Source organism: Pseudomonas edaphica (assembly GCF_965277385.1).
Classification (GTDB): domain Bacteria; phylum Pseudomonadota; class Gammaproteobacteria; order Pseudomonadales; family Pseudomonadaceae; genus Aquipseudomonas; species Aquipseudomonas edaphica.
In genome coordinates this window covers 6525660-6539956 of sequence record NZ_OZ255725.1, presented here as the reverse complement: position 1 = coordinate 6539956, position 14297 = coordinate 6525660, and the positions used below count along the sequence as shown (strand labels likewise).

The 14297-nt window shown below is 56.1% G+C and carries 9 protein-coding genes; 3 read left to right on the top strand and 6 right to left on the bottom strand.

Annotated features, from left to right (window positions below; genetic code table 11):
• Positions 1–27: 27 nt before the first annotated feature.
• The 6 genes from ACQY47_RS29645 to ACQY47_RS29620 form a co-directional block, all read right to left on the bottom strand.
• Positions 28–426: a cytidine deaminase gene (locus ACQY47_RS29645; protein WP_236460642.1), complete on the bottom strand. Its 399-nt coding sequence runs from the start codon at positions 424–426 to the stop codon at positions 28–30.
• 660 nt (positions 427–1086) lie between these two features.
• The gene (locus ACQY47_RS29640; RefSeq protein ID WP_428554391.1) at positions 1087–2451 is read right to left on the bottom strand and encodes a pentapeptide repeat-containing protein; all 1365 of its coding nucleotides are present in this window, start codon (positions 2449–2451) and stop codon (positions 1087–1089) included.
• A gap of 9 nt (positions 2452–2460) precedes the next feature.
• Positions 2461–3483 (bottom strand): hypothetical protein, encoded by a 1023-nt coding sequence (locus ACQY47_RS29635; RefSeq protein ID WP_428554388.1) that lies wholly within the window; start codon positions 3481–3483, stop codon positions 2461–2463.
• Complete coding sequence (locus ACQY47_RS29630; RefSeq protein WP_428554385.1) at positions 3480–5516, bottom strand: AAA family ATPase; 2037 nt, start codon at positions 5514–5516, stop codon at positions 3480–3482. The genes ACQY47_RS29635 and ACQY47_RS29630 overlap by 4 nt, the downstream gene beginning before the upstream one ends.
• Positions 5517–5820: 304 nt before the next feature.
• Positions 5821–7164 carry an LLM class flavin-dependent oxidoreductase gene (locus tag ACQY47_RS29625; RefSeq protein ID WP_428554382.1) on the bottom strand — a complete coding sequence of 448 codons (1344 nt, stop codon included), beginning with the start codon at positions 7162–7164 and terminating at the stop codon, positions 5821–5823.
• On the bottom strand, positions 7161–8132 hold the full coding sequence (locus tag ACQY47_RS29620) for an ABC transporter substrate-binding protein (RefSeq protein ID WP_428554379.1): 972 nt from the start codon (positions 8130–8132) through the stop codon (positions 7161–7163). Before ACQY47_RS29620 ends, ACQY47_RS29625 begins: the two co-directional genes overlap by 4 nt.
• A gap of 258 nt (positions 8133–8390) precedes the next feature.
• Here ACQY47_RS29620 and ACQY47_RS29615 point away from each other — a divergent pair, with 258 nt between their 5' ends.
• The 3 genes from ACQY47_RS29615 to ACQY47_RS29605 all read left to right on the top strand — a co-directional run bounded on the left by ACQY47_RS29615 (position 8391) and on the right by ACQY47_RS29605 (position 14262).
• On the top strand, positions 8391–9971 hold the full coding sequence (locus tag ACQY47_RS29615; protein WP_428554376.1) for an efflux transporter outer membrane subunit: 1581 nt from the start codon (positions 8391–8393) through the stop codon (positions 9969–9971).
• 94 nt (positions 9972–10065) lie between these two features.
• Positions 10066–11178: an efflux RND transporter periplasmic adaptor subunit gene (locus ACQY47_RS29610; RefSeq protein ID WP_236460658.1), complete on the top strand. Its 1113-nt coding sequence runs from the start codon at positions 10066–10068 to the stop codon at positions 11176–11178.
• A gap of 9 nt (positions 11179–11187) precedes the next feature.
• Positions 11188–14262, top strand: a complete 3075-nt coding sequence (locus ACQY47_RS29605; protein WP_099549768.1) for an efflux RND transporter permease subunit — start codon at positions 11188–11190, stop codon at positions 14260–14262.
• Positions 14263–14297 lie beyond the last annotated feature (35 nt).

Here is a 14297-nt window from a genome sequence, read left to right as displayed (position 1 = left end):
GACGCAGGCCAGCAGGCCTGCCCAGGGTTAGAAAGCGTCGAAAGCACCCGGCAACAATTGCGCCAGGGTCCAGGTACGCGTGGCGGCCGGGTCACTGCCCTGGCAAATCACCACTGCATCCTTGGCCATCAACTCCAGCATCACCTGGCGGCAGGCACCGCAAGGGCTTATCAGTGAAACGTTGGGTGCGTAAACCGCGATGGCCCTGAAACTGCCCGGCGCATGGCCCTGGCTGATGGCACTGAACAAGGCGCTGCGTTCGGCACAATTGGTCAGCCCGTAGGAGATGTTCTCCACGTTGCAGCCCAGTACGACCTCACCATCGGCGGTCAGCAATGCCGCGCCGACCGGAAACCTGGAATAAGGTGAATACGTACGCTCGGCCGCCCGCTTGGCCTGTTCCATCAAACGCTGTTCAATTGTCATTTACAGGGGCATCCCATTTTCTTGCGAGCACGTCCAGGACGGTCGTGACGCTCTTATGGGTGTTATTAAAATAACATTTGGTGTGAATACTCAATCTTTATTTTTGCTCGTGGGCAAAAGCAGAGGATGTACTTTCACAAGTAATTTGCTCTGCCTCTAGGTATGCTCCGCGTTTATTGCCTATCACTGCTACCGGGATGCCAGCCCACGCCTCTGCTGCCCAGGCGCAGCTTATGGAGCCGTATCCTCAAGGACGTTTGAACGATGAGTACCCCCGCGCTGGACATCAGCAGCCTGTCCCCCCTGTCTTACCACCAGCAGGTGGTCCACGAAAATCAGTGAACCTGCCGTTTGGAGTTGGGCCTCGTCCTTGAACGTTCAGCAGGAAATTTCCCAGGAATTGTTGCGCGACATCTATCGCCTGAGCCCTAAACATTCTTCGCAGGCCTACCAAGCCTGGGAGGCGTCGTTGCAGTACTTGCAACTCTAGGCGTATCACGTAGGTACGGGGGCGATGACTAACGCCGGTATTAACCGTCCGGTGAAGTCTAAGTAGAGACAGACATCGCCTGCCAACTCGTAGACATGGTCAAGCACGTGGAGAGCGCGTGTGACATACACTCACTCATCCCGTGGCAAAGGGGTGGTTCACCTTAATGCTTATTTGATTCTGAACATATTTCTGAGTGCGAGGCCGATAAAAAAAATAAGCAGTAGTGACACAGATTTCTGCAGAATCATGAGAATTGTTGCAAGAAGGCTGATAATTCCATCGTTGGCAATGAGTATAGATCTGATCGGGTCTGCCATTTTTTCAAGTCCCGGCAGCGGAATGGCCTGCAATAAGAAAAACTCAATACCGGCCAAGTTAAAACTACATTGTTGGCTGTCGGGCAGGCAGTGGGTTGCCCACGACAATGCCGCGTAAGCGCATGAAAAAAAGATCACAGATAACAGGTATGCTATCGCAGGTCTTGAGAGGCTCGAACCATAGTTTGATAAAAGCTCATAGGCGTAAAAAAGCCAACGTCGTTGCCCTGTGAGGCTATGGCGGTTCTCTGCCATTTCCAACTGAAAAAAATGCTGTTCTTCTTGGGCGGCTTGAAGCTGACTGAAGGAAAGCCGTAGATTTCGGTAGATTCTGATGCGAGAGTTCTCACCTGTAGTCTGAGGAAACTTTACATCCTTGAAAGACATATCCTGATGCAGTGTGCACCCAAAGAAAACCGGAGTATGTTTGAAACGGGCGCCGTCAAACAGGGCGGTATCTCGAAACTCCCGATTCTTGAAGCTCACCGGACCGTTAAATAGACATCGCTCAAAGGAAATCCAATTGAATGTTTTGCTGGTTGGATCGTAGGGCGTCCAAGCAACGGCGTCTTTTGTGGTGTCTTGGATAGATTCGAAGCATACCGCTTGCCTGAAAGTGCAATCGGAAAAATTGATATTAGGACCAAATTTAGCTCCATTGAAACGAGTGCACTCCCCAAAAGAAGACCCTGAAAAGTCGTTATCCCCTTCAAACTCTGCGTAGTCAAAATCAATCCAGTCTTCAAGGTAAAGCGATTTCAGCTGCGTGTATCTTGAGAATTTAGTGTTCTTGAAGCTTGAGCGGGCATCAATCGTAACATTGGAAAAATCTGATGACTCTCCGAAGATAGCATCGTCAAACATAGTGTGACGAGGGAATTTCGCGTTATTAAAATTGGCGCCCGGGCCGAAATTGAAGTTATTAAAGTAGATTTCGCCCCCGAACGCCCACTGTAACCCACAAAAATCCGTTTCCGAAAAATCTGCAATATTTATATAGTCATAATGACCATAAAGTCTCGCTGGGAATTTCTCTCTCCAGGCATTCCATATGCGAGCTCCCTTTTTTGCGAGATTAAGACACCCAGTTTTGCTGATGCGACCAGGTGTGCCGTATTCTTCGTTTTCAAAGAAGATGACCAGTTCCTCGATGACATTTTCATCAACTTCATGGAGTTTTAATCTAGTGTCATTGTATTTATGATTTTCTTGCATGTTGTTGTTTTAATCTGCGTGGTTTTTTAATTTTCGAGGCGGTTTTTGCTGTTTGGCCAAGATAGCTTGGAACTCGGCAACTAACCTGGCACGATCATTGTCAATAAGCTTTCTGACCATGGCGGAATAAGGCTTTGACGGATCGGCTAGCTTTTCAAGGTCATCTAAAATATCTTGCGCCTCCTCGCAAAGATGATCGAAAAAACCTCCCAATGGTTCGGTCGCCGCTTTTTTAAGGATTTTATCGGCTTTGAGTAGTTGTTTTTGTATCTTCAGCATTAACTCGGTGCGCACATCAACGAGATTGATGCGGTTCAAGCCGAAAACTTTATAGGTCGCCAGACCGTGAGGGTCCCAATCCTGCCCCGTTTTCACAGGTGCGACCAAGCTCAGGCCACGCTCGACGACCCACTGCAAATGGTTGTCTGGGTTGCGCTTGGTAGGGTTTATCAAGTAGGCGTTCTCATGCTCCAAATCGTCTCCTACCACCCTCGCACGTGCTCCGCCAATGGGGAATGAATCATACTTGCCAAGCTTATAGCTACCCTTTTTGAAAGCTTGCATGTAAGGATGTTCAGTGTTGAACATCTCAACTTTATGATACTCGGAGCCATTACAGTGAATGCAGCTAGGTAGCAAGTTCGTCCATTCGGACGCCAGCCACCAATAGCCAGTATGACTAACATCTTCACTCACACGATTTTTGGGTCGAAAATGCTCGACCTGAGCTGACATCACTGCTTCATAACTGGATTCACAGTACGCACACTTTTTGTTAAAAAGTGCCTCCAGTTTTTCTTTCACATCCTTTTCTCGATAAGCTTTAAAATTGAACGTCTTTTTCTTGGGTTTCTCTGATTTCTTTGTATCCTTCGCTTTTGCTTTTACCTTGGCTGGCGCTTTCTTTGGGGCTGGCTTAGTAGAGGCTGCAGCATAAAACACCTCGGCCCGGGCTCTTTCTCTGGCTGCTGGGCCGTCAACCTTGGTCAGCGACTCAGGCTCAGTTACCGTATCCCGTTTGACGAAAATCATTGCTCAACCCCGACGGAATCGCCTCGTAAACGCTCAAGAATGAGGTTAATGGACTCTTCACGAACGTCCTCACGATCGAGTCGATTGGAGCGCAATTGCTCGACTATGTGTCGACGCAGGGCTTCGTTTACTACCTGACGTTCCGGAGTATCTCCAATCAACGAGAAGGCGCTAAGTTGCTCAGAAAACTGCGCTTGCGGTTCGGCGCTGCGGCTGTCAGAAAGCAGCAACTTGTCGACCGCGCTCTTAATCTCAGGTTCCGAGGTACTGGATAGGCCAAAGTACTCAGAGGTCAATAATTGCTCTGCGCGCATGCCGGTAACACCGGGTAGTCTTCTTAACTCCACAATTTTTTTAGTATCATCACGCAGCAGGACATGCACCTCGCCATCGAACATCCCCCTCAGACAAAGCGGGTCATGGGTCGTGAAAATAAACTGGACCTGCGGCATCGCGCCACGCAATGCACTCACCACCTGCATTTTCCACCGCGGATGCAGATGGATTTCTATTTCATCAATCAGAACAAGGCCACGGGAACTCTCTAGGTTTCCCCACTTCCGAAGCATATTACGCATGATATCCAGCGCCATGGCAAATAATGACCGGTAACCGTCGCTGAGTTGAAACAGAGCGATATGCTCGCCATTTTTACGGATGAGAATACCGCTATGCAGTGTGCGGATAATTTCGTCATCATCTGCTAGATTGAGGATCTCTCGCAGTGCACGTGCTACGGTTGGAAAAGTTTCGTCATCGAGCGATTCAAGCCACTCTGCTGAATGAGGCAATATTCTTCGTTTGTTGAACAGCGAGACAATGCTCGAGACTGCTTTAATGTATTTATGGCTCGTGGGTTTATCATTGAAAGAACGATGGGCACCATACCCGAGGACCATCGTACTCGTAAACGTTTCATCATGAACTACTCCACCTCGGTGGATATGTACTTCATTAACACTCCCATCATCGAAGCTGACTTTTATACTCGCCTGAGTTGTGTGAGTCTCATTGGCAACCTGAGTTGATTGCCACCTCGATTGGTGACGAAAAGAATTTAAATCCACCTTTATTTGCTCCCTCAGAGGCCGACTCATTGTGCCTAAAGCAATTGCCTGAAGTAGTGAGCTTTTACCAACAGCATTTTCTCCAAGCAGTACGACCGCTGGAGCTATATCACGCTCATCGACCGCACGGCTGGAAAATTTTATATCAAATTTTCCGAAGCCCTTAAAATTCCTGATTTGGACCGATACAATACGTGCAAAGTTGATAGTTTCCTTCTCAGCAGCCGCTTCAATGATGTCAAACCGGCGAACCGTTTTAGATTCATTATTACCTTTTAAATTTACAATGAATTTTTCCCACATTGCCGATGTGGAGATTGTTACAAAGCCGGATAACTCGCTTAAAAACTCAGATTCAACAGGAGAGTTTTTATTTCCTGATATTGCCAGCAAAGAATCCGCTATCCAAATTTTTGCGGCCCCTACGTGAGCACGGCGATCATCCAGTGCACGCCCCAAAGCGAGCATTACCTCATTGTAGTCCCTCAATCTTAGCTGTTCGATAATGATGATGAGCTCAGAGAAAAAATGAGCGCGCATTACCTTAAGTTCGCTCCGATTTAGCTTAAGTACACTGATGGTTTCCTTACCCCTAGGGCTTTTGAATACGCAGGCTCCGTCAGTATGGAATACGAAATGGTCATAGGGATTGTCATGAGAAGGGTCAATAAGAGCAGGATTCTCTTGGTCCGCATGTGCCCAAGGTGTGAATGGTAGAACGCGTTTATTCTGTGTAGGGAACTGCGTACCTTTAAAGCGTGCACATATGGAGCAAGCGAGAACAAGATTGTTCCACTCGTAGGCATACCAGGCATAGTGATCAGGGCTTGGCACATCTGAATAACCAGCACGGCTTTTTGCGTTCATCAGCGGGCGGTGGTGGTGCACCTCAAATCCCGTAGTCCGTAGACTTTTCTCACAATACCCGCACTTTTCGTGGAAAGTTTCAAGGAGCGCCGATTTCACTTTCCGGGTACTCCATCTGCGTGAGTTTATTTTTGGCCGTCGGGTCAGTCGAGACTGCTCCGGAAGTTCAAAGTGCTCCCGCAATTGCGACATTTCGGCAATCAACGAGTCAACGTTGAGCTCTACTGGAGTACTGTTTGGATACCGAGATACGTGTCTCAACGTTAGTTCCTTTAACTTGAGAGGCCAGGCATAAAGCCAGAAAAGTTGAAATCAGGTGGTCGCTGGCACTGAAAAGATCGGCCGCAAGCTTAAACTGTTCAATATCTTTATGGCAACAGGCCACTACCTTTGCGTTCGTCTGCTACGTTCGGGTCCTCCTTTGAATGTCTGGGCTATACGCCGAATTCTCCAACCCCAAACTCTCGCGCAAGGTCGTGCCTTCATACGCCGCGCGATAAACCCCGCGCTCTTGCAGCAACGGTATGACTTCCCGGGTAAACCGCGTGAACTGCCCCGGATGCCCAATGTAAATATTGAACCCATCCACCGCCCGCGCCTGGAGCCAATCGGCCATTTTCTGCGCGACAGTATCCGCCGTCCCCACAAACGCCCCCGGCCGCAGTTGCCGGCCGAATTCCACCGCCTGACGCAAGGTAAACCCCTTCTCCCGCGCCTGATCAGCAATGCGCTTGGCATTGGTAAAAAAGCTGCTGCGTGCAGCCTCCAGACTCTCCTGGGGAAACGGCGCATCCAGGTCGTATTGGCTGAAATCATGCCAGCCGAAATTACGCCCAAACTCCTTCAGTGCCAGCTCAAAACTATGGTCAGCCTGATGGTAATACTGCTCGATTTCACGCGCATGCTCGTCGGTATCGCCTACATAGATTTCCTCGCCGGGCATCACCAGTAACTGCTCCGGGTCGCGCCCGTGTTGCAGCGCCCTGCCCTTTATATCCCGGTAAAACGCCCGGCCCTGCTCGATGCTGGCGGCGTGAGTGAAGATCACATCGGCGGTGGCGGCGCCCAGGTCGCGGCCTTGTTCCGAGTCACCGGCCTGGAAGATCACTGGCTGGCCTTGGGGCGAGCGCTGGATATTCAGCGGGCCGACCACGGAAAAGTGCTCGCCCTTGTGGTTCAGGCTGTGCAGTTTGCTGGGGTCGAGGAACTGGCCCGTCGCACGGTCGCGCACGAAGGCGTCATCCTCGTAGGAGTTCCACAAGCCTTGCACCACTTGAACGTGTTCGGCGGCGCGGCCGTAGCGGGTGTCGTAGTCGTAATGCTCGTCACGGCTGTAGTTGCCGGCGGTGCCAGCGTCACCGCTGGTGACCACGTTCCAGCCGGCGCGGCCTTTGCTGATCAGGTCCAGGGAGGCCAAGCGCCGTGCCACGTTGTAGGGCGAGTTGTAGGACGTGGTCAGCGTGCCGACCAAACCGATATGCCGTGTGCTGACGGCCAACGCCGATAGCAGTGTCAGCGGTTCCAGGCGATTGAGGTAATGGGACGGTGAGCCGGGCGTGATGAACTGGCTGTCGACGATAAACATCAAGTCGAACAAGGCGGCCTCGGCCTGGCGGGCAATGGCGATGTACCAGTCGACGTTGACGCTGGCGTCGGCCGGTAACTCGGGATCAAGCCAAAGGTTGTGGCGGCCGGGGCCGCCGCAGCCCATCGTCAGGGCGCCAAGTTTCAGCTGTCTTTTAGTCATTTGTTCAATGTTCCTTGAAGCGTTTTGGCCACGGCGGATTGCAAGGCGGCCGCGAATGAATCGTCGAACAGGCTGGCCGCCGAATAGGACTTGACCAGGCCTTGGCTGGCAAAAAAGTCCACGGTCTTTTGCGCTTCCACCGGTGACTGGGCCGTGACCGGCTCAACCGTGGTGCGCGCGCGGGCAAACCAGGCGCGGGCGATGTCGGCATCGGCGCGGGTACGTTTGGCCCAGGCATCCGCATACGCATCGGCATTGGCCGGGCTTTGGCGTGTCCAGTCGCGGGCCTTCTTCAAGCGCTGCAGAAAGTCGCTGATGGGTGCGCGTTTGCTCTCCAAGGCCTTGGTGTTGGCGGCAATAAAGCTCTGCGCAGGTATCAACCCCTCAGCCGTTGCCAGCACCCGTGCGCCTTGGCGTTCCTGCTGGGTAACGTAGGGTTCCCAGGTGGCGATCACATCAACCGAGCCGCCTTCCAACGCATGGGAAGCATCCAGCGCGCTGAGGTACCGCAGCTCCAGCGAGTCATGTGGCACGCCGGCTTTGTCCAGCGCCGTCATCAGCAGTTGCTGGCTCCAGGAGCCTTTCCAGATGGCCGCACGCTTGCCGGCAAGGTCGGCAAGGCTGTGGATCGAGGAGTCTTTTCTAACCAGAATCGCCACGCCTTCGAGGTTCTGACGGCTGATGCCAATCACCTTGATCGGCGCGCCGAGTGCGCCCAGGAACAGCACCGGTGCATCCCCCGGCAGGCCGATGTCTAGGCTGTTGGCATTCAGCGCTTCGGCGACGGGCGAGCCGGCGGTGAATTGTTTCCATTCCAGGGTGTAGGGCAGGTCGTTGAGCACCCCCGCTGCTTCCATCACGGCCTGGGCGTTGTAGCTTTGGTCGCCTACCACCAGCGTTTGCGCGTGCGCAGTCAGGCATAGCAAGGCGGCGGTCATCCCGGCCGTCAGTGTTGTCAGGTAACGCACGTTTTTCTCCAGAAGCCTGTTTATAAGGAGGGAGAAGATGAGGGACTGATCATCCTGTGTAAAATACTGATTATGCATATCCTAATTCTACAAGAATGCGGAATATGCATTTTATAGCCATCAGTGCATCGGAAACTCAGGGGGCGACATTGCATAGCGCCCGGCACCACCTACACTGGTTTGAGTCCAGCGTCCCTGATGCACCTGCAGTCATTGCTCAACAAAAAAACAGTTAGCCAACTGATTAATAGAGTCAACATGAAAGAGCAGCCTCGGCAGCGTGTATCACACGTTCTCGCTCCGCTTAGCCTCCTGTGCCTGGCCCTCGCCGGCTGCACCGTCGGGCCGGATTTCGCCCGACCCGATGTGGCCGCGAACGCCGACTATTCAAAAGAAAAACTCACCACCACTGCCCACGCCGATATCGACACCGGTGGCGCCGCGCAGCGGCTGATCGCCGGGATGGATATTCCTGGCCAATGGTGGACGCTGTTTCGTTCGCCCGCCTTGAACGCATTGGTCGAAGAAGCCTTGAAGGCCAACCCGGATGTGAGCGCCGCGCAAGCCGCGTTGCGCCAGGCCAACGAGCTGATCTATGCCGATCAAGCTTCGTTGTTCCCGTCGGTGAGCGGCAATGTGCAGAAGGCCCGTGAGAAAGTCTCGGGGGTCACCTCCGGCGTGCCGCAATCGCCAATACTCACCGTCAGTTCAGCGTCGCTGAGCGTCTCCTATGCCCCGGATGTGTTTGGCGGTACGCGCCGGCAAATCGAGTCGACCACGGCGCAGGCCGAATACCAGCGCTTCCAACTGGAGGCGACTTACCTGACCCTGACTGCCAATGTGGTCAATACCGCCATCAGCCTCGCGTCTGTACGCGATCAAATCGCGTCTACCGAGGAAATCATTCGCCTGCAGGGCGGCCAGCTTGACCTGCTGCAAGCCCAGCGGCGTTTGGGGGCGATTGGCGATTCCGACGTGCTGACCCAGCAAACCGCACTGGCGCAAACCCGTGCGACCTTGCCGCCGTTGCAAAAGCAATTGGCGCAGACACGCAATCAGTTGATGGCCTACCTGGGGCGCTTTCCCAATCAGGACCAGGGCGAGCGCTTCAACCTGGCGTCCTTGCAGCTGCCCGAAGAACTGCCGGTGAGCCTGCCGTCGGCCATTGTGGGCCAGCGCCCGGATGTGCGTTCCGCCGAGGCTCAACTGCATCAGGCCAGCGCCAATATCGGCGTGGCTGTCGCCAACCAGTTGCCGCAGTTCAGCATTACCGGCTCGCTGGGCTCCACGGTGGCAAGCGGCACCAAGCTGTTTTCATCGGGCTCTGGCGTGTGGAGCCTGGCGGGTTCAATCACCCAGCCGATCTTTGACGCTGGCGCACTCGAACACCGCAAACGCGCAGCCGTGGCCGCTTACGACGAGTCGGCGGCGCGTTATCGCGGCACGGTGGTGACCGCCTTCCAGGACGTGGCCAACGCACTGCGGGCGCTGGAAGCCGACGCCGACGCGCTCAACCAGCAGGTCGTGGCCGAGCGCTCCGCGCAGGCCAACCTGGATCTGGTCCAGGCCCAGTTCCGTCTCGGCGCGGTGGCCTATATCAACCTGCTCACGGCCCAGCAGACCTATCAAAACACTGCACTGTCACGAGTGAAGGCCCAGGCCGCCCGCTACAGCGACACCACCGCCCTCTTCCAGGCGTTGGGTGGCGGCTGGTGGAACCGTACGGATGTGAACCCGGATACCAAGGGCAGCCCGGATCGCTTCGGCCTGCCGTCGTGGCAGGAAATCATGCCGGCCAAGAGCAAAGCCGCGCCGGCCGATGCCGCGCGGCTCAACTGAATCAACAGCGAGAAACCCCATGGCTGAAGTCACCCCTGTCTCTGCCCCACCACCGGCCCCCAATGGTCCGCGCAAGCGGCGACTGTGGCGGCCGATGCTGATCATGATCGTGGTGGTGCTGGTGATTGTCGCGATCATTGCCGGGGTGAAGTTCGTGCAGATCTCGGCGCTGATCGCCCAGTCCAAACAGCCCTTGCCTGCAGCGGTGGTGACGGCGATGCAAGTGCCATTCAGCGATTGGCAACCCAGCGTCTCGGCGGTGGGCTCGATGAAGGCAGTGCGCGGCGTGGATGTGACCACGGAAGTGGGCGGCATCGTGCGCACCATCGGGTTCAAACCCGGCCAGGATGTCGAAGCCCAGGCACTGCTGGTGCAGTTGAATGCCGACTCCGACATCGCGCAACTGCACTCGCTCGAGGCCACAGCCGACCTCGCCGTCATCGTGCTCAAGCGCGACAAGGCGCAACTGGCGGTCAACGCCATCTCCCAGGCCCAGGTCGACACCGATACCGCCGACTTGAAAGCCAAGCTCGCCGCCGCCGAGCAGCAGCGTGCGCTGGTGGCGAAAAAGACCATTCGCGCACCGTTTGCCGGGCGCATCGGTATCACCAGCGTCAACCCCGGCCAATACCTCAACCCCGGCGACAAGATCGCCACGTTGCAGACATTTGATCCTGTCTATATCGACTTCAGCGTACCGCAGACGCAGATGGAAGCTATCGCCATTGGCCAAAGCGTTGCGGTAACGGCTGACGGCCTGTCCAACCAGACGTTCAAGGGCCGCATCAGCACCATCGACACCCAGTTCGATGCCACCACGCGCAACATTACCGTTGAAGCAACCGTGGAGAACCCCAAGCAAAACCTGGTGCCCGGCATGTTTGCCCGTGCCGTGGTCAGCTCGGGCGCCACCCAACGCTACCTCACCGTGCCGCAAACGTCGGTGACCTACAACCCGTATGGCACCACGGTGTTCATTGCCACCTCGAGCAAGAATGACAAGGGTGACGAGGTGCTCACCGCGCAACAGACCTTTATCAAGACCGGGCCGACCCGTGGCGATCAGGTCGCGATCCTGTCCGGCGTCAAGGAAGGCGATCTGTTGATCACCAGCGGCCAGATGAAGCTCAAGAACGGCTCGCCGGTGAAGGTCGACAACAGCGCCGCGCCGCTGAACGACCCGGCGCCGACGCCCCAAGAACATTAAAGGTGTCCCATGAAGCTTACCGATACCTTTATCCAGCGACCGGTGTGGGCCATCGTCGTCTCGCTGTTCATTCTGATCCTGGGGCTGCGCTCGATTTTTGAACTGCCGGTGAATCAATGGCCGCGCACCGAAAATACCGTGGTCACCATCACCACCTCCTACTACGGCGCCGACGCCTCCACGGTCGCCGGTTTTATTACCCAACCGCTGGAATCGGCGATTGCCCAGGCCCAGGGCATCGACTACCTGGCTTCGTCGAGCATCACCGGCATCTCCACCATCACCGCCACGCTGCGGCTGAACTACGACGCCAGCAAAGCCCTTACCGAGATCAACACACAGGTCAATTCGGTCAAGAACCAGTTGCCGGCGCAAGCCCAGGAGCCGGTGCTGACCATTGCCGTGGGGCAGACCACCGACGCCATGTACCTGGGTTTTTACAGCGACACGCTGCCGACCAATAACATCACCGACTACCTGGTGCGGGTGGTCAAGCCCAAGCTGGACTCGATCCAGGGCGTGCAAACCGCCGAGATCCTCGGTGGGCGCCAGTTCGCCCTGCGCGCCTGGCTGGACCCGGACAAACTGGCGGCGCATAACGTCACCGCGCAGGACGTGTCCACGGCGCTGGCCAACAATAACTACCTGTCGGCCGTTGGTTCGACACGCGGACAAACCGTGACGGTCGACCTCACCGCCGGCACCGATTTGCACACAGTGGATGAGTTCAAGCGGCTGGTGATCAAGCAGAAAGGCGATGCGCTGGTGTACCTGGAGGATGTGGCCACCGTCACCCTTGGCGCCGAGAACTATGACAGCAGCGTGGCGTTTTCCGGCAAGCGCTCGGTGTTTATCGGCATCAAGGCGGCGCCCACCGCCAACATCCTCACCGTCGCCAGCAGCGTGCGCGAGGCATTCCCTGAGTTGCAATCGCAACTGCCGGCCGGCGTGCGCGGCGAAATTGTGTATGACTCCACCGCGTTTATTAACACCTCGATTTACGAGGTGGTGAAGACCCTGGTCGAGGCCATGATCATTGTGTCGGTGGTGATCTACCTGTTCCTCGGCTCGTTCCGCGCGGTGATCGTGCCGTTGGTGGCGATCCCGTTGTCGTTGGTCGGCACCTTCTTTGTGATGTACCTGCTGGGCTATTCGATCAACCTGCTGACCTTGCTCGCACTGGTATTGGCCATCGGCCTGGTGGTGGACGACGCGATTATCGTGGTGGAAAACGTCGACCGGCACATCAAGGAAGAAGGCAAAGGCGTGCTGGAGGCCGCGCTGGTGGCGGCGCGGGAGTTGGGCGGGCCGATCATCGCGATGACTGTGGTGCTGATTGCCGCCTATGTGCCGATCGGGCTGCGCAGCGGGCTGACGGGCGCATTGTTCAAGGAGTTCTGTTTCTCGCTGGCGGGCGCTGTGACCGTGTCGGCCGTGGTGGCGTTGACCCTTTCACCGATGATGACCTCCAAGTTGTTCAAACCAGGGCAGGAGGAAGGTCGTTTCGCGCGCAAGCTCGATGACTATTTTGATTGGTTGCGCAAGCGTTACCACCGCGTGCTGGCGGGCGGCCTGAATATCTGGCCGGTGCTGGTGACCTTTGGTTTTGTGCTGTTCTTGCTGGTGGCCGCCAGTGGCATGACGGCCAAGAGTGAACTGTCGCCCACCGAGGACCAAGGGCTGGTGTTTATGCAGATCAAAGGCCCACCCACCGCCTCACCGCAGCAGATGGAGCGGATTGCCGACCAGGCCTTCCAGATCGCCAATAAAGAGCCGGAATACGCGCAGATGTTCCAGCTCACCGGCCTGCCCGCGCTCAACCAGGGCCTGGGCGGCGTGTTGCTTAAAACCTGGGATGAGCGCACACGCTCCCAGGCCCAACTGATTCTGGATTTGCAGCAAAAGTGGAACCAGGTGCCGGGCGCCACCATTGCCGCCTTCCCGCTGCCCTCGCTGCCGGGCGCCCAAGGGCTGCCGGTGCAGTTTGTGATCACCACCACCGATTCGGTGGAAAACCTCAACGAAGTGGCGCAGGCGGTGATGGCCGAGGCACAGAAACAGCAGCTGTTCTGGTTCTCCGACATGGATTTGAAACTCGACAAACCTCAAGCCAAGCTGGTGGTGGACCGCGAAAAAATCGCCGCGCTGGGCATGACCCAAGCCGACGTGGGCGCGGCGCTGTCCGCAGCGCTGGGCGGCAATTATGTGAACTACTTCTCCACCGCTGGGCGCTCCTACAAAGTCATTCCCCAAGTATTGCAGGTGGATCGCCTCAACCCGGACCAGATCCTCGATTACTACATCCGTACGCCCTCGGGCAGCATGATCCAGGCGCGCACGGTGGCGCACATCGAGACCTCGACCCAGCCGGAATCGATCAACCACTTCCAGCAACTCAACTCGGCAACGCTATCGGGCGTCAGCGGCGTGGCCCAGGGCGAGTTGCTGGCCAAGCTCAATACCATCCTCACCAACGTGGCACCGTCGGGCTACACCTCGGATTTCTCCGGCGAGTCGCGCCAGTTCATTCAGGAGTCTGGCGGCTTCGTCGGGCTGCTGTTGTTTTCGATCCTGATCGTTTACCTGGCGCTGGCGTTCCAGTTCGAGAGCTTTCGCGACCCGGTGGTGATTCTGTTCTCGGTGCCGCCTGCCCTGTTCGGCGCCCTGGCCTTTATCACCATGGGCTACGCCTCGATCAACGTGTACACCCAGGTCGGTTTGGTGACGTTGCTGGGGCTGATCACCAAGCACGGCATCCTGATCGTGCAGTTTGCCAACGAATTGCAGCGCGCTGGTCACAGCAAGCGTGAGGCGATTGAAGAAGCGGCGGCGGTGCGGCTGCGGCCGATCCTGATGACCACCGCCGCCATGGTGTTGGGCGTGGTGCCCTTGGTGTGGGCGTCGGGCGCTGGCGCTGCGGGGCGGCATGATATGGGCCTGGTGATCTTCAGCGGGCTGTCGATTGGCACGTTGCTGACGCTGTTTATGGTGCCGGCGATGTATATGTTTATTGGTGAAACCCATCATAAGGACGTCGAACAACCGGGATCCGTGCCCGTGGCGGTGCCTGACCACAGCCGGTAACCTGAGCGCTCACCCACGCTGACCACCGAGGCGGC